We start from the raw sequence: 17,993 nt of genomic DNA, 5'->3' as shown, positions 1-17,993 counted from the left end.
GAGTGTTCCCGTGCAGGTGATCGCGCCTGCCCGTCGCTCTCCCGATACTCACACAGGAGTCAGCCAGTGGAATCGTTCATCCAGCACCGGAAAGGTCGCACACCGCGACAGGTCCACCGCGACCTCGAGGGCCTCAAAGACGACGAGCTCGGTCGTTACGGGTTCACCGGACGCACTGCGCACCTCTACCGCCGCAACGATCCGACGCAGTTCCGCGCGGTCGGGACGCACACGGGCGTCGACCGGTTCGTCACCGAGCTGACCCCGACCGACCAGATCGACCCGTCGGGTGAGCCGCTGCTGATGTTCTACAACGACGACTGCCGCATCTCGCTGAGTCGTCGAGGCCAGGCCGCGCCGTTCTGGTTCCGCCCGGTCGACGGCGACGAGCTGATCTTCGTCCATGAGGGCAGCGGTTACTTCGAGACCGAGTTCGGTCGGCTGCCCTACCGGCCGGGCGACTACATCTACATCCCCAAGGGGTGCACGTATCGGCAGATCCCCGACGACCAGTCCCTGCTGCTGATCATCGAGGCGGTCGACGAGTACCGGGTGCCGGAACCGGGCGTCCTCGGACGGTTCTTCCCGTTCGATTCGTCACTGGTCGGCGTCCCGGAAGCCGAGGTCTTCGAGGGCGACGGACGCGACGAGTACGAGGTCCGCTTCCGTCAGCGCGAGGGACAGACGACGCTGTTCTATCCCTTCCACCCGCTCGACGTCGAGGGCTGGCGCGGAGATCTGTTCCCGTTCACGTTCAACATCTCCGACTATGACGTCATCACCTCGGAGTCGGTGCACCTGCCGCCGACCGTGCACCTGTTCATGCAGGCCACCGGGGTGTATGTGATGAACTTCTTGCCGCGCCCGGCCGAGGCCCGCAAGGGTGCCGAGCGCCTGCCCTGGTATCACCGCAACACCGATTTCGACGAGATCGCGTTCTTCCACGGCGGCAGCCTGTTCGGCGCCGGCATGCCGCCGGGATTCATCTCGCATGCGCCGCAGGGCATCCACCACGGCATCCCCGAACGCGCCCGCGAGCGGTCGCGCCGCAAGTTCGACGAGTTCGACCGCGTGGAGTGGAAGGTCATCGCGATCGACACGCGTCGTCGTCTCATCGCGACCCCCGTCATGACCGAGTCGACGCAGGCCGAGGTCCAGGAAGAGGCACAGGTATGACGTCACCGAACACGTTGCCGCGCCACGAATACGAGCGCATTCCCTACCTCGTCGTCTTCGACGACACGTCGGCGTACAAGGACACCTATGGCGGTGTCACCGAGAGCGTCGTCCTGGAGAGCTACCTCCTCAAGCCGGTCGGCGTGGCGTCGAAGAACGTCATCATCTTCATGCACCCGATCGGCGGTGGTGCCTACCTGCCGATGACCAACGCGCTGGCCCGCGCCGGGCATCACGTCATCTACTGCAACAGCCGGTATCGCGGCGTCGACAGTGCGCTGATCATGGAGAAGGTCGTCCAGGATCTCGGCGCCTGCGTGAAGGACGCCAAGGAGCGCCTCGGCTACGAGAAGGTGATCCTGGCCGGCTGGAGTGGTGGCGGTGCGCTGTCGCTGTACTACCAGCAGCAGGCCCAGCATGCGACGGTCACCGAGACCCCGGCGGGCGAACCGCCAGACCTCACCCGGCTCGACCTCCCGGCCGCGGACGGCATGATGCTCCTCGCCGCCCACGTGTCGCGGCACGGGACGCTGACCGAGTGGATGGACCCCTCGATCCTCGACGAAACCGACCCGGAGAAGCGCGATCCCGAGCTCGATCTCTACAACCCGGCCAACCCGAACCAGCCGCCGTACACCGCGGAGTTCCTGGAGCGGTACCGGGCAGCGCAGATCGACCGCAACCGCCGGATCACCGCGTGGGTGAAGGAACAACTCGCCGACCTTCGCGGCCGTGGCGAGCCGCTGATGGAACGCGGTTTCATCGTCCACGGCACCATGGCCGACCCCCGGTGGCTGGACCTGTCCGTCGACCCGAGCGGCCGCAAACTGGGCTGCTACCTGGGTGATCCGCGCATCGTCAACATGGGTCCGGTCGGCCTGGCGCGCTTCACGACGCTGCGAAGCTGGTTGTCGCAGTGGAGTTATGACGACGCCCACGGCGACGGTCCGCGCTGCGCCGCCGATCTCGAGGTCCCGACCCTCGTCATCGGCAACTCGGCCGACAACGCGTGCACGCCCAGTCACACCCACCGACTGTTCGACGCCGTCGGACACCCCGACAAGACGCTGCACACCATTACCGGTGCGACGCACTACTATTCGGGGCGCGAACAGATCCCGCACCTCAAGGAGGCGGTCGGCATCATCACGGGCTGGATGGGTGAGCGGGGTTGGGCCAACTGATCACCGGGTTCTCTGAGATCCGCCCTGAAATGCGCCCCTGAGATCCGCCCCCGGAATGCGCCCTCCGTAGCGCCGCCGGCGACATAGTGTCATCGAGTCGGTTGTGGAAGGTCTATTCCAGGGGCGGTTTCCAGCGGAGTTATCCACAGCCCCCGGGACGCCACGCTCGATCGAGTCCCCAGCACCTGACACTGAACCGATGGACTACGACCAGCTCATCGAGCGCTTCGGGGGTGTGGTGTCGACCCGCCAGCTGCTCGAATCCGGAGAGACCACGCCGGATATTCGACGTGCCGTCGAAACCGGTGCGATCCAACGGATTCGGCACGGATGGTTTCGGGTTTCCGATGCCGACCCCGACGTGGTTGCGGCGGTGGCCGACCACGCCGTCGTGTCGTGCGCGAGTGCGCTGCTCCGCCACGGATTGTGGATTCCCGACCATCCCGTCGAGTCCCATGCGCGCGTGACGCGGTACGAACGACGTCGGTCCCCCGACCGTTGCCGACGCCACGGCCGCCCGACTCCGGCTCTGGCCGCCGTCGACGATGTCGCGACCGCACTGCAGTACGCCGCACGGTGCTTCGACGAGGAGGGCTTCGTCATCCTGTGTGACTCCGCACTACATCACGGCAAGCTGACCCACGACGATCTCCGTTCCGAGTTCCGACTCGCCCCACTCGCGATCAAGAACGCAATCGAGAGGTGCAACCGGCTCGCGGCGTCGGGAACCGAGACGGCGGCACGCCTGAGGCTGAGGAGTGCCGGGCTACGCGTCGAGGTGCAGCATCACGTGCCCGGGGTGGGTTGGATCGACCTGCTCGTCGGTGAGCGGCTCGCGATCGAACTCGACAGCCGGGCCCACCACACCGGCGAGGAGGACTACGAAAGCGACCGCGTCAGGTCCCGCAAGCTCATCCCGCTGGGCTATCTACCGATGCGACTCACCTACGCGCAGGTGTTCAGCCACTGGGAGGCCACGTACGCCGACATCGCGGCCGCGGTCCGGAAGGGGTACCACCGCAACCGCGCCGCCGCCGGAAACCGCCCCTGAAATCGACCCCTGATCTCCACCCTCCACAGCCCGCCCGACGACACTATGTCGCCGCCGGCACCGCCACCGAGGGTGCTTTCCAGGGGCGCTTTTCGGTGCGGGCCGCCGGGCATGACCCGCAAGCCCTCAGCCGAGCAGCTTCTTCTGCACCTTGCCCATGGCGTTGCGGGGGAGGGAGTCGACGAACCGGATCTCGCGGGGGCGTTTGTGGTTCGACAGTTCGCCGGCGACGAACTCGATGAGCTCGGTGTCGTCGACCTCGTCGGCCACCACATACGCGACGATCCGCTGGCCGAGATAGTCGTCGGGGACGCCGATCACCGCGGTTTCACGTACGGCCGGGTGCGCGAGGAGCACGGTCTCGATCTCCCCGGCGCCGATGCGGAAGCCGCCGGACTTGATGAGGTCGGTGGACCGGCGTCCGACGATGCGGTGCATGCCGTCCGGGTCGATGACCGCGACGTCGCCGGTGGCGAAGAAGCCGTCGTCGAGCCAGGATTCGGCGGTCGCGTCGGGTCGGTTGAGGTAACCCGACGCCATCATCGGTCCGCGGACGTGGAGGTCGCCGACGGATTCGCCGTCGTGGGGCACGTCGGCGTCGCCCTCGCGAAGGCGAGTCTCGACTCCCGCGAGGGGAAGTCCGACCCAGCCCGGGCGACGCTCGCCGTCGACCCGGGTGCTGACGGTGATCAGGGTTTCGGTCATGCCGTAACGTTCGACGATCTCGTGACCGGTGAGTTCGCGGACACGGTCGAAGACGGGAACCGGCAGTGGGGCACTGCCGGACACGAGAATGCGTGCGCTGGAAAGCGTTCGGGCGGCTTCGGGATCGGCGCCGACGCGACTCCACACGGTCGGGACCCCGAAGAACATCGACGCACCGGCTTCGGCGGCGGCGGCATACCCCGCCGCGGTCGGCTTCTCGGTGTGGATCAACCGGCCGCCTCGGCGGAGCGGCCCGAGAACGCCGAGGATGAGCCCGTGAACGTGAAAGAGCGGAAGGCCATGCGCGAGTGTGTCATCGGCGGTCCACAGCCAGGCATCCGCGAGTGCGTCGAGTCCCTCCGCGATGGCCTGACGGGTGATCGGCACGCCCTTGGGGAGCCCCGTGGTGCCGGAGGTGTAGAGGATCAGTGCCGTCGAATCGGCGTGGGGTTCGGGATGCCGATGCCACGACTTCGCGTAGCGACGGACCGGGACCACCGGCAGTGTGGCGTCGGCCGGCCCCTGTCCCAGCCAGGCCTGTGCGCCGGAATCGGCCAGGATGTGGGCGAATTCGCGCGGACCGGAGTCGGGCGGCACCGGGACCACCGGCACACCGGCGATCAGACCGCCGACCACCGCGAGAACGGTCTCGACCGTCGGCTGCGCCAGAACCGCGACGGTGCGCGCACCGGCAATCCGTTCCGCGACAGCGGTGGCCGCACCGACCAGGTCTTCCCGTGACAGTCGATTTTCACCTATCCGGATCACTTCGGGATCGTCCGGGGCAGTGGGGGTCAACGTCGGCAGGAGCACCCTCTCACTGTGCCACGACCGGCGCGCCGTCCCGTGGACCCGGCGCGACCTGCGAGGTCACCCGGCGTGCGCGAGAGCCTCGGCCCGCTCCTTGATCCCGTGGAGCATCTTGCGTTCCATGATCAGCGACCCGGGCTCCATCGGGATCATCGCCAGCTTCTTGCCCAGCCCGGGCAGCCGAAAGCGGTTCCGGCTGATCAGCCGCGTCGAGTCGCCGTCGGGGACCAGGGTGAACGACCACACCCAGTCACCGTCGGTGGTCCGGGTGACGAATGCGCGGCCGGGGTCGGCGATCTCGATGCGGGAGGCCTCGGGTCCGACACCGATCGTCTCGCCGACGACCGGATGCTGGAACTCCTCGAGCACCCGGTCGGTGCTGTGCATGTCGAGCCCGAGCAGGTTCTCGATCCAGTCGTAGGTGTAAGCGCCGCCCCGCGGCGACGGTCCCATCTGAGCCAGCCACGGGTAGATCGCGTCCGGTGGTGCGTCGATCGTGATCGCGCGCGTGGCCACACCGTCGGCGTCGGGCAGGAACTCGTCGCCCGGGAGTGCTGCGGCCACCTCCTCGTCCGTTGCGCCCCAGGTCATCACCCACGGCCGGACCTAGGCGCAGTACGCAGCGGCGGAACACGCGGTCGAAGCCAGCAGACCTGCGATGATCGGGCCGCTCCTCATTCCGGGTCCCGGTTCGACGCGGCGGACAGGGGGCGAGTCGGATACGGGTCGTCGGGCCGCGGTACCGGGCGGCGCGACAGCGTGCGCCGCCATAGGATCGCCAGGCAGATCTCGATGATCCCGAGTACGACGATGACCGGTTGCAGGAAGAAGAAGATCTGGAGCAGCGCGATCTGGATGCCGATCCATGCCACCAACGACGCGCCGCTCAGCAGACCCCCGAGAATGCCGAGCCGGGCGTCGACAGGCAGGACGACGACGGCCAGTGCCGCGAGCGCATGTGGCACGCCGATCGCTGCGATGAGTACGAGGCCGGGGCCGGTCCAGTTGTCGAACGGCGTGTGTTGCAGCCACTCCCGAGGCATCTTCCACCGGTCGTCGGCGAGCGCCAGACCACCGTCGATCGCCTGATACGCGACGAGCAACTCGACGACAGCCAGCAGCGCAGCGGCCCAGGTACGTCGGTATCCGGCAGCGATGGTGAGCGGGCGGCGGAGGCCCGGTGTTGACCTCATACCTCCAGTCTGCGCGCCCGGCGAGTCGGCGTCGAGGGTACTAGGTCCCTGACCAGGACGTTCTCAGGGGCGAACCCAACCGTCGGCCATGAACTCGAGGAGGAGCTGGGCCTTGTTGCCGATGGGTCGCCCGGCTTCTTCGTAACGACGCACGACGCGGCGGTAGTGCTCGCGGACCGTGCTCTCCGCGATCTGGTGTGCCTGCGAAGTCTCGCGGAGTGTGGCGCCGAGGGTGTAGGTCTGCAGGATCTCTCGCTCGCGTTCGGTCACCCGCACGCGGTCGGCGGGCGCGTGCGGGGTCGACTGCTGATCGGGCGGGCCGACGATCGCGGCAAGGGCCTGACGCAATGCGGATTCGGCGCCCGGCGAACGGGGTGAGATGCGGATGTGGTCGCGGGAGGCGATCCCGTCGCCGAGGAAGACGACGCGCACATTGCGCAGCATCGACGCACGCCGGACCTTAGCGAGCGAGCCGGGCGACCTGACCAGGAGGACGGCGGGATTGCGCAGGGAGGGAATCTGCCCAGGCTCGACCAGGGTGGCGCCGTAGCCGGCCCCCTCGATGAGGGCCACCAGTGCGGCGTCGAACAGATCGCCTTCGGCGACCACGACGGCGAGGCGTCTCAGATGGGAGTGGGGCTGCGACCCGGCGGATTGCGGGACGGTCCGGCCGACCGAATTGAGTCGGGACACGTTGGGCTGCGGGTTTGTCTCGTGCTGGCGGTGAAGTTCATCCAGAGGGGCTGACATCGGTACCGTCCTCCTGTCGACAGAATCCTGCTGCCGGCCCCGCGTGCCGCCAATTCTCTCGACCCGGCGGCATGATGGGAGCCGTGATCGACCTTGCTCGCGATCGGTTTGGCAGGCGGAGAGATGAACTGCTCTCAACGTCTACTTCTCTAGGGTTACGAACATTGCTCGATAAGTCACTGCCTTTCCGGCCCGATTGATAAGTAATCGAGCCATAATTGGCTCGAATGACTCCAGTAAATGCGTGATCACGCACGGATGGCCCGCATCAGGCAAAATCATGCACGTGCCGAATCGTCTTCGCGTGCTCGTCGCCTCCCCGCTCGGCCACGTCGTGGCGGGCCCTCTCCAAGGCGCGCTCGAACACGCTGTCGTCACCGTGGCGACCAGCGAGGACGAGTTCACCCGCTCGGTTGCCGGCCACGTCCGCTTCGACGTCGTGATCGCCGACCTCATCTGGAACCGCCCTGACCTGGAGTGGCGCTTCGACGGGCTCGACGCCATCGACGCCCTGAACAAACACGACCGTCAGGCGCCGGTCATCCTCGCGACCCAGGGCCATGGGCTCGAATCCGATCATCTCGATGAGGCGCGACTGCGCGACGAGGTCGCGGGCGTCATCTCGAAGTCCGACGGGTTCGCGACACTCATGCGCGCGGTGCGCGCGGTGGCGCTCGGTCAGGTGCTGGGGGAGAAGCCGGGGCCTCCGCGTCGGAGGCCTCTGTATGAGTTGTTCACGGGCCAGCGGGGTCATACCGCGGGACGCCTGGCGGGCGCGATCGCCTCGGGCAACGCGTCCGACGGTGCGAGTCTGGCGCGCGCGGCCAAGGTGTCACCCAACACGGCCAACAAGGTGACGAGTCACTACCTCGGCCCGATCATCTCCGAGCGTGGTGAGGCACCGACTTCGTCCCCGATGTCGCAGGCCGCCGTCTACCGCTGGTGCGGTCTGCACGCGCGGTACCTGATCAGCTGGTGCCGACGGCACGGGCACTCGGACGTGCTGGGTCCGATGCCGGCCTGACCGAACACCGGGCGTGGAGCCATTCGAGGATCTCCACCCCGGCGAGAGCGCCGGTCTCGGCGGTGACGGTGAGACCTGGCGTCGTCCAGCCGAGGAGCTCGAGCTCGCCGTGGCGTGGGCGGATCGCGTGGTCGGCGATCTCGAGAAGGTCGGCGTCCAACCACCCGTCACCGGCCGCGTACAGCTGCGCGTCCGTCCCGATCGTGCCGTCGTCGACGAGGCGCCGACGCACCTCGGCGATCGCCGCGGACTTGGTGACCGACCGGGGCGTCGCGTAGATCTTGCGACCCTGCTGCGAGGCCGTCCACCCGTGCGCCGCGCACCAGTCCTGCCACGCGGGCAGAAACTCATGCGGCTGGGCCGCGGGTTCGACGACGAGGTAGCAGAACAGGTCGTCGGCGATCCGCAGCGACTTCACCCAGGAATCGTCGATGCGGGTGCGCAGTTCGGTGAGTACCTCGTCGAGGCCTGCGCCTGAGGCGGACACCACGCGTTCGATCTGGTGACGCCAGGCCGGGTCATCGGCTCCGTCGACGAGGATTCGTCCGCCGTTGCTCGCCACGGCGTACCGAAACGGTCCGCCGGGCAGAGCGATTCGCTCGTACTGGTCCGGCGTCCGAGTCGTCGTCGGGATCACCGGCACCTCGTCGGCGAGGTGGGCGAGGAGCTGGACGGCGGTGGTCGTCATGTACGACAGCGGGGCGTCGCGGTAGATCTCGACGCAGACGGTGTCGAGGGCGGCGAACTGTGCCTCGCCCATCGCCGGTTGCGAATAGATCATCGTCCGGTCGAGGTCGGTGGCGACCAGCACGCTCACGCGTCCTCCTTGATCAACCCGACACACGAGTAGGCGAGATCGGGCGAGACGTCCACCGGCACTCCGCGTTCGGTGGCGAGGAGTCGGATGTGGCGGTGCTCGGGCAGGTCGTCGGCGCGGACGAGGACCCGCCACGGAACGCGACGCAGCAGCACGCGGGTCGTCTCGCCCACGCCCGGCTTGACCAGGTTGATCGACGACAATCCGTAGTCGAGCTGAATCCGTTCGACCGATCGCCATCCCGACCAGGTCGGCGTCCGATGCTCCGCTGTCATGGCGGCCAGCGTGGCGGCGACGCGGTCGGCGACGGTGGGGAACTCGGCGCTCACCGCATCGAGAAGCCGACCGGAGACGTCGAACTCGGCCAGATCCCGATAGAACTTGGCGCCGTGGAACTCTCCCGGACCGATGTGGTCGGCGTTGAGGACCGTGCGCGACACCAGCCCCGACACGGTGGAGTTCAGGCATGCCGACGCGATGAGGAAGTCGTCGCGAGTACCGAACAGGGTGGTGCAGGAGCCGGGATCGGCGAGCACCGCCAGCTCGTCGTGCAGTGCCGGGCGGCCGGGAAGCTGCGCGTACTCGGCCAGCGCCGCGGTGAGTTCGCGCTGGATCGCACCCTTTCCGGTCCAGCCGTCGACGAAGACGATCGACTCAGCGGGATGGCGTTCGACGATGTGGTCCAGGGCGACCGTGTCGATCCCGCGACCACGCACGATCGAGATCGTGTAGTGCTGGGGCTCGATCCCGTGAACCGCCTGCATCCACCGGCGGATCAGGATGCCGACGGGTGTCCCGGCTCGCGCGAGTGACACAAGTGTCGGCGACGAATGCCGTTCGGTGAGAATCAGTTCGGAGACGACCCCGACCGCCTCGGCGAGTCGCTGTGCTGAAGACTGCAGCGTTGCCTGGAAGAGGTCCTGGTATTCGCGTCCCGGCTGGTACTCGATCGGCAGGGACTCGGCGTAATGCGCCTTACCCGACTGGATTCGACGTTCCCGCTCGTGCAGGTCGCCCTCGAGCGCGATGTCGGAGAGATCCTTGAGCAGCCACGTCACCTCGTCGGGTGCGTAGGAACCGAAGTCGGGACCGCGGAGCGGGGGTGTGGACGTCACGGGTTGACCGCCTGTCGTGATGCGCGGAGTTGCGTCTGGTCGGTTGCCGGGAGGATTGCCAGTGTGACGGGATGGCCTGCGGTGGTGAGGACGTCGAGAAGGCCGCCGGGGGAGCGGAGTTCAGGGGTGTCGGCTGGGGTGTCGATCACGACCACCACCTGGGGATCGGGCAGGGCGTCCGACGAGACGTTGTAGATGTAGCGCGGTGTCTCCGGATCGGATTCGGGTGCGAGGAAACGGAATCCTCGACGCAGCGGGTAGCCGGGCACGTTGTGGACCTGCGCGGGCGACCGAGTGGTCGTCTGATAGCCGGTCACGAAGCCTCGTTGCTCGAGGCCTTCGGCGATGCACAGCGGCGCGTACATCAGCTCCTCGTGTCCGACCACCACGACGGGACGCTGCGGATCGAGATGTTTCGCGATGGTCGCGGCGGCGGCCTCGGTCGCGTCGCGGAACGGCCCCGCATCGGATCGCGCGAACCCGTGGCGGCCGCCGTCCGGCGTCCCCTTCGGCCAGTCGAGGTCGAGTGTGGTGACGCCCGCTCTTTCCGGCACAACGGGGTTGAGCGTGTCCGAGGTGAGTTCCCACACGTCGTCGAGCAGAGTGGGCGGCAACGTGACCGAGCCGTGTGCCAGTGCGACGTAGGAGACCTCCACGCCGAGGTCGGCGGCGGCCTTGGCGCAGATGGCCCGCTGATCGGCGCTACGCATGTCGACGAGTGAGGCGACGACGAACCGTGCGCGCGGGCGTGTCGCGACGATCGTCTCGATCGCGCCGAGCGCCGTGGTGCCGGTGGAGATCTCGTCGTCGACGAGGATCAGCGTCTCGTCCGGGGTGGTCGCGTCGAGAAAGCGCGGATCGCTGGGTTGCAGCAGGTGGGTGGTGGCGTGCGAATGCCCCTCTTCGAAGGTTCCCGACACGACTACGCCGGGAAGCCGACGACGCGTCGAGTGTAAGTAGCGGGACGCGGAGATCCGTTGGGCGACACAGTGTCCGAGTCCGGTGGCGGTCTCGGCGAAGCCGAACACGATGGAGTCGCGCGCGGCGTCGGCGCCGATCTGCTCGATGATCGCCGCACCGAGGTCGTCGGCAGCACGGCGAACCACGTGGGGAGGCGTGGGGATGTGCTTGCCGAGAACGGTCGAGACCAGGAGGTGGGCCCGCCGCTTGTTGTGGCGCAGACCGAGGACGACGAGGTCACGCACTTCGTGCTCGGCATGACCGGTGCCGTCGGACGTCACCTCCACGCCGAAGCGGGTGGTGACCCAGTCCGGTTCGCGGTCTGAGGGATCGTGGCTCACTGCGTTCACCGGGCGGTGGGTCCCGGGGCGGCGAGGGCGGTCAGGAGATCGACGAAGCTGACGCCTTGCCGGGTCACGCCGAAGGCGGCGGCTCGGTCGATCACGCGTAGCGCCCAATTGCGATGTGGTTTGAGCTCGTTCATCTTGTTCCGGTACGACGACGCCCGGACGCCGCCGGCTTCTCCGGAGAGGATGTCGAGCGCATCGTGATACTCCTCGTGGGTCACCGCGGACAGCGCATGCACGGCGGCGACGTGTGCCGGATGGATCACCGTCTTGCCGTGGAGGCCGTTGGCGCGGTCGAGCGAGATCTCGCGCAGCAAGCCGTCCATGTCCCGGCTGACCAGCTGCTGCCGGAAATAGACGGCGTCACTCTCGCGAAAAGGTGTGTGCCGCAACATCGGCTGGAACATACGCTCGTGGTCGGCGAAGTATTCCCACACCGGTCCGGTCACGATGAAGCCGGATTCGTCGGTGCGTCCGAGGTGGTTGACGATGCCGGCGATGACGTCGGCGGCGACCCGGACGTCGTAGATCGTGAGGTCGCGGTCCCGGCGGATTCCGAAGTAACCGCAGATGTCGGTGGCCCCGATACGAACGGCGAGCACGCTGGCGCGGTGTGCGCTGAGATGCGCGGCCAGGGTGGTCAGTTCCTCGTCGCGTGTCTCCCGGTGGACCACCGAGGCGGACTCCAGGACCGGCATCACCCACAGATGTTGTCCCAGAAGTTCACTCGCCTCGGCGACGGCGCCAAGCGCCTCTTCGGCGTTGGCGGAGTTGAACTTCGGGATGACGAAACCGGTGAGCGCTGATGGGGTGCTCGCAGACGGTGCACCTGCGGCCGACGGGCCGGCGAGGGCGGTGGCGATGCGCAGAACGCGGTCGGCCGATCGCGGCCGGACGAACAGGAGCATCGGCTCGCCGGGATTCTCCCCGATGTCGCGCAGGGCGGCGACCGCGTGATCGATGGCATCGGCCTCCTCGTGGTCGGCGACCGCGTCCTCGAGGTCGATGACCATCGAGATCACGCCCTCGGCCCGCCGCTTGCGGATGACGTCGGCGAGATCAGGACGGGTGGCGGGCACGTAGAGGGTGGCGCCGAGCGCGATCGCCAATCTCTGTGCGGGCCAGGTCCGATCGATCGACTCCGGTTGCCGGAAGAACAGTTGTTCGCGCGTAGCAAGTCCCAATTGACCGAAATGCCGGATTGTTCCGGGTTCGAGCCCGGGATCGTCGTGGCGTGCCGTGGTGGTCATCGTGCGGCCACCTGTCCTCTCATCCGGGAAACTATCTCGCTGATCCGGTCGTCCACGGCCCGCAACTGGGTCAGATATCCCCAGTAGTCGGGGTGGACGCGATCGAGCTCCCCCTTCGCACGCTCGATCCGGTCGGCCTGAGCATCGAGTACCGAGCCCCATTCGTCAACCAGAGAATGGTTGACCGCGAAGCGTTGGGCGTCGCGGAGTCGGAAGCGGACGCCTCGTTCGGCGTCCTGCGGATCGGCGCGCACCTCGCGCAGGAGCCTCAGCCGATCCAGGGCGGCGTCGACCGCGGCCTCCGCGACGGACAGATCATCGCGGGCGGCGTCGGCCTGTTCGATTGCCTGGTCGGGTGCGTCGGCGAGCATTCCGCGCGCCGTCGAGATCGCCGTATCCGCATGGGCCAGACGCTCGTCGACGATGGTCTCGGTGCGCTCCAGGTCGGTGGAACAGTCCGCGCTGAACTCCCGGCGCAACGTCGAGAGCGTGTCGGGAACCTGTGCGCTGCGGGTCGCGATGGCGCTGCGTCGGGTTTCCACCGACCGGATGACCCGACGGGCGCGGTCGGCGAACGCGGGCGCCTCACGGAGGAGGCTCTCGAGCCGCTGTGCCGACGTGATGACCGTCGCAGCCGCCGGCTGCCGCTCACGGAGGGCTGAACTCTGCTCGAAAACTCTCAACGCCCGGTCGAGTTCGTCGGTGGCCCGGGTCACCGACTGCAGCCGGCCGATCGCCGGACCGGCGTTCTCCAGGGCCGTCATCGCCCGATGCGAGGCGACGCGCGCCTCGTGGTCCTGGGCGTTCGCGGTCTGCACCGCGGAACGGGCGCGTCGGAGTGCGCCGGCGTTCGCCTCGGCGAAGCCGCGCATCGACGCCGTGACCGCCCGGAGGGCCTCGGTGGTGCGGTCGTAGTCCTGTTGCCGGACGCGCGTGCCCTCGGGCGGGGAGACGAGTTGGAGGTAGTCGGCGGTCACCTGGGCGTGCTGATCCCGGATCGCCGACCACGCCTCGCGCAGCTGCGAGCGCGGGTCGGTGGCGGCGACCACCGCGACCGCCGGATCGATTTCGGCGAGGACCGTCTCGGACTCCAGGAAGGTCGCTGTCATTTGTTCCGATGATGCAGGTGAGGCGGAACTCGTGCGTGAATCGTTGCCGAACCAACGACGTACGAAGTTTCCGGGCACGACACGATGCTATCGGCTAATTTCAACTCGGTATGAGGCCGGACCGATCGACTCACAGCTGAGCTCATCAGCCACCTCATGGCGCAGATGGATGCCGATCGGCGGCGGTGCCGTGATTCGGGGACGGCGTCGGGGAACACACGAGGGGGGCCGAGCGGCGGCCTCCCGGCGGCGCGAGAGAGGCACGTCGAATGCAGTTGGTACAACGATCCAAACGCGTGGTCGAGGCCAGGCTGAACAACACCGCGGTCCGCGCGATCAGCGGTTCGATGGTGGCTTACGAGGGGCAGGTCGCGTTCAAGTCGGCCGGCTTCGGCGGTGGTGACGACGTGCTCGCCGGTCTCAAGCAGCGGGCGACCGGTGAGGCGTTGTCCTTCATGGAGGCCTCGGGCAACGGCATCGTGTACTTCGCCCACAACGCGGCCGAGACGACGATCATCGAACTCAACAACGAGACGCTGCAGGTCGAGTCCCAGCAACTCATGGTGCTGAACGGGAACCTCCAGACCAACGTGACGTTCGCGGGTCTGCGCGGCGCGTCGTCGGGACAGGGACTGTTCACGACGACGGTCAGTGGACACGGCCAGATAGCCCTGCTGTCCAACGGTGGCCCGCTGATCCATCTGGAGGTGTCACCCCAGTACCCACTGGTCGTCGATCCGGATGCATTCGTGTGTGCCCGTGGGCAATTGAGCCAGTCCTTCGTCACCGACGTCTCCTGGCGCTCCGCCCTGGGGCAGGGTGGCGGCGAGGCCTTCTCGCTGCGGTGGGACGGCAGCGGAGTCGTGTCGATCCAACCGGCCGAGCGGTGAGGGTGAGGTAGCGAATGTTCACCAAGGTCAACAGCAAGATCGTCTCGGTCGACATCGGCCGCAGCGGACCGGTCATCGCCCGCAAGGGGGCGATGATCTTCTACAAGGGCAACGTCTTCTTCCAGCCGCATCAGATCGCCGGTGCCGGAATGGGCGGCGGCATGCCGGGATTGGGTGCGATGGGCGGCATGGCCGGCCGCATGCTCGCCGGCGAGCACGAGTCGACGATGATCGCACAGGGGCAGGGCGAGGTGCACTACGGATTCCTCGGCATCGAGGTACACGTCGTGGATCTCGGCGCGGTCGGCGGAACCATCCGAGTCGAGGCCTCCCGACTACTCGCATACGGCGCGAACCTGCAGGCGTCGGTCGTATCGGTGGCTTCCCAGGGAGGGAGTGGCGGAGGTGGCGGAGGCGGGGGTCTGTTCGGTGCCCTGCGGTCGGCGGCGGCCGGCGCCGTCACCGGCCAGGGCATGTTCACGACGCAGCTCTCCGGTCCGGGCTCCGCGGTGATCCTCGGCCACGGCGGGGTCTTCGAGCTCGAGGTGACGCCGAACAAGCCGCCGGTGACCGTCGACCCGCAGGCCTTCGTCGGCTCCGCGGGACAGGTCAACACCAACCTCCGCTCGACGGTCAGCTGGCGCAACGTCGGCCGGACCGGCGGCGAGGCAATGCAATTGGAGTGTTCCGGGCAGGGCATCGTCTACGTGCAGGCATCGGAGGAGAAGCTGTGAGCCAACTCAACACCGTGTGGAATCCGATGACTCTGCCGTCGGACGACAACGTTCCGGACAACAACTACTCGTTCTGCATCGACCTGAACCAGCCCTGGTTCATGTCCAAGGGCGCGATGATCGCCTACTACGGTCAGATGCAGTTCACCTCACTGCAGCAGGGCTTGCAGGGCCAGCTGCTGCAGATGGTGGCGCAACAGTTCTCCGCCCCGCTGTACCTCGGCGACTACGTGGTGGCCGAGGGGCAGGGCAAGCTGATCATCGGCGACCGCGGCTACGACATCAACGCCTACGACCTGGAGGACGGCAATCTCACCATCCGTGCGTCGAATCTACTGGCGTTCCAGCCGAATCTGTCGCTGAATCAGTCGATCGTGCCCGGCTTCCTCACCCTGATCGGCACCGGCAAGTTCCTGGCGTCGTCGAACGGTCCGGTGATGTTCGTCGAGCCGCCCGTGCGCGTGGACCCCGAAGCGCTTGTCGGCTGGTCGGATTGCCCGTCCCCGAGCCATCACTATGACCAGGCCTGGGTGAACAGCTTCATCGCCGCCGCCGGCCAACGGTTCGGTATCAGTTCCGGCGAGGAGCGGCAGTTCGACTTCACCGGCGCCGGAACGGTTCTGGTGCAGTCCAGTGAGAAGGTGCGCGACGACTCGTCGGTCCTGCGCACCATCCAGGGCCAGCTGCCGGGTCTCTCGGTGCCGGGCCTGCAGCAGATCAACCAGCAGATCAGTCAGCAGCTCACACAGCACCAGGGCTGACACCCGCGGAAACGAGAACTGCGCCGCAGATCCGGAAAGGATCTGCGGCGCAGTTGTGTGTGCTGTGTGCGGTGCGCTACACCTCGACCTTTTCCTGCTCGCCCTTCGCAGCGAGGCGGTTTCGGCGAACCACACTGGAGATCAGGGCCGCGATGATCAGTGCGACACCGATCAGGCCGGTGATGATCTCCGGCACGTGGGTGCCGATCGAGTACAGCAGGATGAACGCCAGCGCGCCGATGGCCCAGTGCGCGCCATGCTCGAGGTACACGTACTCCGAGAGCGTGCCCTTGCGGACCAGGTACACGGTGAGCGAACGGACGAACATCGCTCCGATGAGGCCGAGGCCCAAGGCGATGATGATCGGGTCCGCGGTGATGGCGAACGCGCCGATGACGCCGTCGAACGAGAACGACGCGTCGAGCACCTCGAGGTAGAGGAACAGGAAGAAGCCTGCCTTGCCGGTGGCCTTCGCCAGGTTCGACGGACCGGAACGCCCGTTGTCCCCTTCGGCCGCGGCCTTCTCGGCCGAGTCGGTACCCGGTTCTGCCGACTCGTCGTGCTCTTCGACCTCGACGTTGAAGTACTCACCGAGGCCGTTGACCAGGATGTAGGTGACCATGCCGAGCGCGCCGGCGATCATGACCGTCGACCGCTCGTCGGCCGGCGCGATGAACGTCGCGGTGAGCACGAGGAGAGTGATCGCGATGACGACCTCGAGCATCTCCAGCTTGCCGATCTTCTCGAGCGGACGCTCGATCCACGACAGCCAGGTGATCTCCTTCTGTTCGAACACGAAGCCCAGGAACAGCATCAGGAGGAACATGCCGCCGAACGCCGCGATCTGCGGGTGGGCGTCGGTGATGATCGTCTCGTAGCTCGGGTCACCGTTGGCGAAGTAGGCCGCGTCGTTGGGCGGCGGGTTCAACGCGAGGTCGAGTGCGTCGACCGGGTTGAGTCCCGACGCGAGCCACACGATGACCAGGGGGAACACCAGACGCATGCCGAAGACGGCGATCAGGATGCCGATGGTGAGGAAGATCTTCTGCCAGAACTCGCTCATTCTGCGAAGGATCGTGGCGTTGATGACCGCGTTGTCGAAGGACAGTGAGATCTCGAAGACGCCCAGGATGGCCGTCAGGATCAGCGCTTCGACACCGCCATAGAGGAACGCGATGATCAGCGACACGACCGTCACGACGACCGAGAGGCCGAATATTCGTACTACCACTAGCTGGTGGCCTTTCTGAGGTGTTCAAGGGACCGCTGCCGACGGCGACGCCGGAGGGTGAAGACACGAGGATGCCGCACCCACTCTAGGAGAGGTGCGGCATCCTCGCGGAATCTGCTGCGGGAACAGCAGGCGAAGACCGGACTCAGACGTTGACGCCGAAGTCGCGGGCGATGCCCGCGAGCCCCGATGCGTAGCCCTGACCGACGGCGCGGAACTTCCACTCCGAGCCGTGGCGGTACAGCTCACCGAAGACCATCGCGGTCTCGGTCGAGGCGTCCTCGCTGAGGTCGTAACGTGCGATCTCCGAGCCGCCCGCCTGGTTCACGACGCGAATGAACGCGTTGCGCACCTGGCCGAACGACTGTGAACGAGCGTCGGCGTCGTAGATCGAGACGGGGAAGACGATGGAGTCGATGTTCGGGGGAACAGCGGCGAGATCGACCTTGATGACCTCGTCGTCGCCCTCACCCTCACCGGTCAGGTTGTCGCCGGTGTGCTCGATCGAGCCGTCGGGCGAACGGAGGTTGTTGAAGAAGACGAAATGCTGATCCGAGACGACCTTCTTGTCGGTACCGAGCGCGATCGCGCTGGCGTCGAGGTCGAAGTCGGTGCCGGTGGTGGTGCGGATGTCCCAGCCCAGCCCGACCGACACCGCGGTCAGTCCGGGGGCCTCCTTGGTCAGCGAGACATTTCCGCCCTTGCTCAGGCTCACGCCCATGAGATTGTGCCTTTCTGTTGGTACGTGGTCTGGTGATGTCCGATTCGTCCGGGGTGCAGCCGATCGGAGCAACCGACAACACTCTATGTGAAGGGGGTGTCGGGGTCACTGGGTCGGATAGATGACCTGCGGGTTCCCGGATCCACGACACCTCGGGCCGGGACA

At 67.1% G+C, this 17,993-nt stretch carries 17 protein-coding genes and 1 pseudogene; 7 read left to right on the top strand and 11 right to left on the bottom strand.

The window, feature by feature from the left end:
• The first annotated feature begins 66 nt into the window (after window positions 1-66).
• The 3 genes from GKZ92_RS22325 to GKZ92_RS22315 all read left to right on the top strand — a co-directional run bounded on the left by GKZ92_RS22325 (window position 67) and on the right by GKZ92_RS22315 (window position 3,411).
• Window positions 67-1,176 carry a homogentisate 1,2-dioxygenase gene (locus GKZ92_RS22325; RefSeq protein ID WP_042376035.1) on the top strand — a complete coding sequence of 370 codons (1,110 nt, stop codon included), beginning with the start codon at window positions 67-69 and terminating at the stop codon, window positions 1,174-1,176.
• Window positions 1,173-2,360 carry an alpha/beta fold hydrolase gene (locus GKZ92_RS22320; RefSeq protein ID WP_035753969.1) on the top strand — a complete coding sequence of 396 codons (1,188 nt, stop codon included), beginning with the start codon at window positions 1,173-1,175 and terminating at the stop codon, window positions 2,358-2,360. The genes GKZ92_RS22325 and GKZ92_RS22320 overlap by 4 nt, the downstream gene beginning before the upstream one ends.
• Window positions 2,361-2,559: 199 nt before the next feature.
• Window positions 2,560-3,411 carry a type IV toxin-antitoxin system AbiEi family antitoxin domain-containing protein gene (locus tag GKZ92_RS22315; RefSeq protein WP_042376033.1) on the top strand — a complete coding sequence of 284 codons (852 nt, stop codon included), beginning with the start codon at window positions 2,560-2,562 and terminating at the stop codon, window positions 3,409-3,411.
• A 126-nt stretch (window positions 3,412-3,537) separates the two neighbouring features.
• Here GKZ92_RS22315 and GKZ92_RS22310 read toward each other — a convergent pair whose 3' ends face one another.
• From GKZ92_RS22310 to GKZ92_RS22295, 4 genes and pseudogenes are all read right to left on the bottom strand, one after another.
• Window positions 3,538-4,929 carry an acyl-CoA synthetase gene (locus GKZ92_RS22310; protein WP_042376031.1) on the bottom strand — a complete coding sequence of 464 codons (1,392 nt, stop codon included), beginning with the start codon at window positions 4,927-4,929 and terminating at the stop codon, window positions 3,538-3,540.
• A 57-nt stretch (window positions 4,930-4,986) separates the two neighbouring features.
• Window positions 4,987-5,604 (bottom strand): annotated as a pseudogene (locus GKZ92_RS22305) (SRPBCC family protein).
• Window positions 5,601-6,119: a hypothetical protein gene (locus GKZ92_RS22300; RefSeq protein ID WP_006361075.1), complete on the bottom strand. Its 519-nt coding sequence runs from the start codon at window positions 6,117-6,119 to the stop codon at window positions 5,601-5,603. Before GKZ92_RS22300 ends, GKZ92_RS22305 begins: the two are co-directional and overlap by 4 nt.
• Window positions 6,120-6,182: 63 nt before the next feature.
• Window positions 6,183-6,869 (bottom strand): helix-turn-helix transcriptional regulator, encoded by a 687-nt coding sequence (locus GKZ92_RS22295; RefSeq protein ID WP_006361074.1) that lies wholly within the window; start codon window positions 6,867-6,869, stop codon window positions 6,183-6,185.
• A 280-nt stretch (window positions 6,870-7,149) separates the two neighbouring features.
• Here GKZ92_RS22295 and GKZ92_RS22290 point away from each other — a divergent pair, with 280 nt between their 5' ends.
• A complete protein-coding gene (locus tag GKZ92_RS22290; protein ID WP_035753974.1) occupies window positions 7,150-7,893 on the top strand; it encodes a response regulator in 744 nt (247 codons plus the stop codon).
• On the opposite strand, the gene GKZ92_RS22285 is transcribed toward GKZ92_RS22290, so the two are convergent.
• Genes GKZ92_RS22285 through GKZ92_RS22265 form a run of 5 tightly spaced genes read right to left on the bottom strand, consistent with a single transcriptional unit; the run spans window position 7,838 to window position 13,491 of the window.
• A complete protein-coding gene (locus tag GKZ92_RS22285; RefSeq protein ID WP_155225646.1) occupies window positions 7,838-8,710 on the bottom strand; it encodes an HAD family hydrolase in 873 nt (290 codons plus the stop codon). The genes GKZ92_RS22290 and GKZ92_RS22285 overlap by 56 nt on opposite strands.
• Window positions 8,707-9,825: a cysteine protease StiP family protein gene (locus GKZ92_RS22280; RefSeq protein WP_006361071.1), complete on the bottom strand. Its 1,119-nt coding sequence runs from the start codon at window positions 9,823-9,825 to the stop codon at window positions 8,707-8,709. Before GKZ92_RS22280 ends, GKZ92_RS22285 begins: the two co-directional genes overlap by 4 nt.
• Window positions 9,822-11,135: a phosphoribosyltransferase family protein gene (locus tag GKZ92_RS22275; RefSeq protein ID WP_042376024.1), complete on the bottom strand. Its 1,314-nt coding sequence runs from the start codon at window positions 11,133-11,135 to the stop codon at window positions 9,822-9,824. Before GKZ92_RS22275 ends, GKZ92_RS22280 begins: the two co-directional genes overlap by 4 nt.
• Window positions 11,132-12,382 (bottom strand): HpcH/HpaI aldolase/citrate lyase family protein, encoded by a 1,251-nt coding sequence (locus GKZ92_RS22270; RefSeq protein ID WP_006361069.1) that lies wholly within the window; start codon window positions 12,380-12,382, stop codon window positions 11,132-11,134. The genes GKZ92_RS22275 and GKZ92_RS22270 overlap by 4 nt, the downstream gene beginning before the upstream one ends.
• Window positions 12,379-13,491, bottom strand: a complete 1,113-nt coding sequence (locus GKZ92_RS22265; protein ID WP_042376022.1) for a hypothetical protein — start codon at window positions 13,489-13,491, stop codon at window positions 12,379-12,381. Before GKZ92_RS22265 ends, GKZ92_RS22270 begins: the two co-directional genes overlap by 4 nt.
• 269 nt (window positions 13,492-13,760) lie before the next feature.
• Here GKZ92_RS22265 and GKZ92_RS22260 point away from each other — a divergent pair, with 269 nt between their 5' ends.
• Genes GKZ92_RS22260 through GKZ92_RS22250 form a run of 3 tightly spaced genes read left to right on the top strand, consistent with a single transcriptional unit; the run spans window position 13,761 to window position 15,876 of the window.
• Entirely contained in the window at window positions 13,761-14,381 is a 621-nt protein-coding gene (locus GKZ92_RS22260) for an AIM24 family protein (protein ID WP_042376020.1), read from the top strand.
• A 14-nt stretch (window positions 14,382-14,395) separates the two neighbouring features.
• Window positions 14,396-15,115: an AIM24 family protein gene (locus GKZ92_RS22255; protein ID WP_006361066.1), complete on the top strand. Its 720-nt coding sequence runs from the start codon at window positions 14,396-14,398 to the stop codon at window positions 15,113-15,115.
• On the top strand, window positions 15,112-15,876 hold the full coding sequence (locus GKZ92_RS22250; RefSeq protein ID WP_075863123.1) for an AIM24 family protein: 765 nt from the start codon (window positions 15,112-15,114) through the stop codon (window positions 15,874-15,876). The genes GKZ92_RS22255 and GKZ92_RS22250 overlap by 4 nt, the downstream gene beginning before the upstream one ends.
• 76 nt (window positions 15,877-15,952) lie before the next feature.
• Here GKZ92_RS22250 and GKZ92_RS22245 read toward each other — a convergent pair whose 3' ends face one another.
• Both GKZ92_RS22245 and GKZ92_RS22240 read right to left on the bottom strand, forming a co-directional pair.
• Window positions 15,953-17,107, bottom strand: coding sequence for a DUF475 domain-containing protein (locus GKZ92_RS22245; protein ID WP_035753981.1), 1,155 nt, complete (start codon window positions 17,105-17,107; stop codon window positions 15,953-15,955).
• Window positions 17,108-17,252: 145 nt separating this feature from the next.
• Window positions 17,253-17,828, bottom strand: a complete 576-nt coding sequence (locus GKZ92_RS22240) for a TerD family protein (protein WP_035753983.1) — start codon at window positions 17,826-17,828, stop codon at window positions 17,253-17,255.
• Between the last annotated feature and the right edge of the window lie 165 nt (window positions 17,829-17,993).

Origin of the sequence: Gordonia sp. 135 (assembly GCF_009720185.1) — a bacterium.
Classification (GTDB): domain Bacteria; phylum Actinomycetota; class Actinomycetes; order Mycobacteriales; family Mycobacteriaceae; genus Gordonia; species Gordonia alkanivorans.
The sequence above is the reverse complement of the archived record's forward strand: the minus strand, read 5'-3'. Positions and strand labels throughout refer to the sequence as shown.

What these genes read in the sequence shown, in the direction of transcription:
- GKZ92_RS22320 (WP_035753969.1), top strand. Translation starts at nt 1,173, where the DNA reads ATGACGTCACCGAACACGTTGCCGCGCCACGAATACGAGCGCATTCCC.
- GKZ92_RS22315 (WP_042376033.1), top strand. Translation starts at nt 2,560, where the DNA reads ATGGACTACGACCAGCTCATCGAGCGCTTCGGGGGTGTGGTGTCGACC.
- GKZ92_RS22300 (WP_006361075.1), bottom strand. Translation starts at nt 6,119, where the DNA reads ATGAGGTCAACACCGGGCCTCCGCCGCCCGCTCACCATCGCTGCCGGA.
- GKZ92_RS22295 (WP_006361074.1), bottom strand. Translation starts at nt 6,869, where the DNA reads ATGTCAGCCCCTCTGGATGAACTTCACCGCCAGCACGAGACAAACCCG.
- GKZ92_RS22290 (WP_035753974.1), top strand. Translation starts at nt 7,150, where the DNA reads ATGCACGTGCCGAATCGTCTTCGCGTGCTCGTCGCCTCCCCGCTCGGC.
- GKZ92_RS22270 (WP_006361069.1), bottom strand. Translation starts at nt 12,382, where the DNA reads ATGACCACCACGGCACGCCACGACGATCCCGGGCTCGAACCCGGAACA.
- GKZ92_RS22265 (WP_042376022.1), bottom strand. Translation starts at nt 13,491, where the DNA reads ATGACAGCGACCTTCCTGGAGTCCGAGACGGTCCTCGCCGAAATCGAT.
- GKZ92_RS22260 (WP_042376020.1), top strand. Translation starts at nt 13,761, where the DNA reads ATGCAGTTGGTACAACGATCCAAACGCGTGGTCGAGGCCAGGCTGAAC.
- GKZ92_RS22255 (WP_006361066.1), top strand. Translation starts at nt 14,396, where the DNA reads ATGTTCACCAAGGTCAACAGCAAGATCGTCTCGGTCGACATCGGCCGC.
- GKZ92_RS22240 (WP_035753983.1), bottom strand. Translation starts at nt 17,828, where the DNA reads ATGGGCGTGAGCCTGAGCAAGGGCGGAAATGTCTCGCTGACCAAGGAG.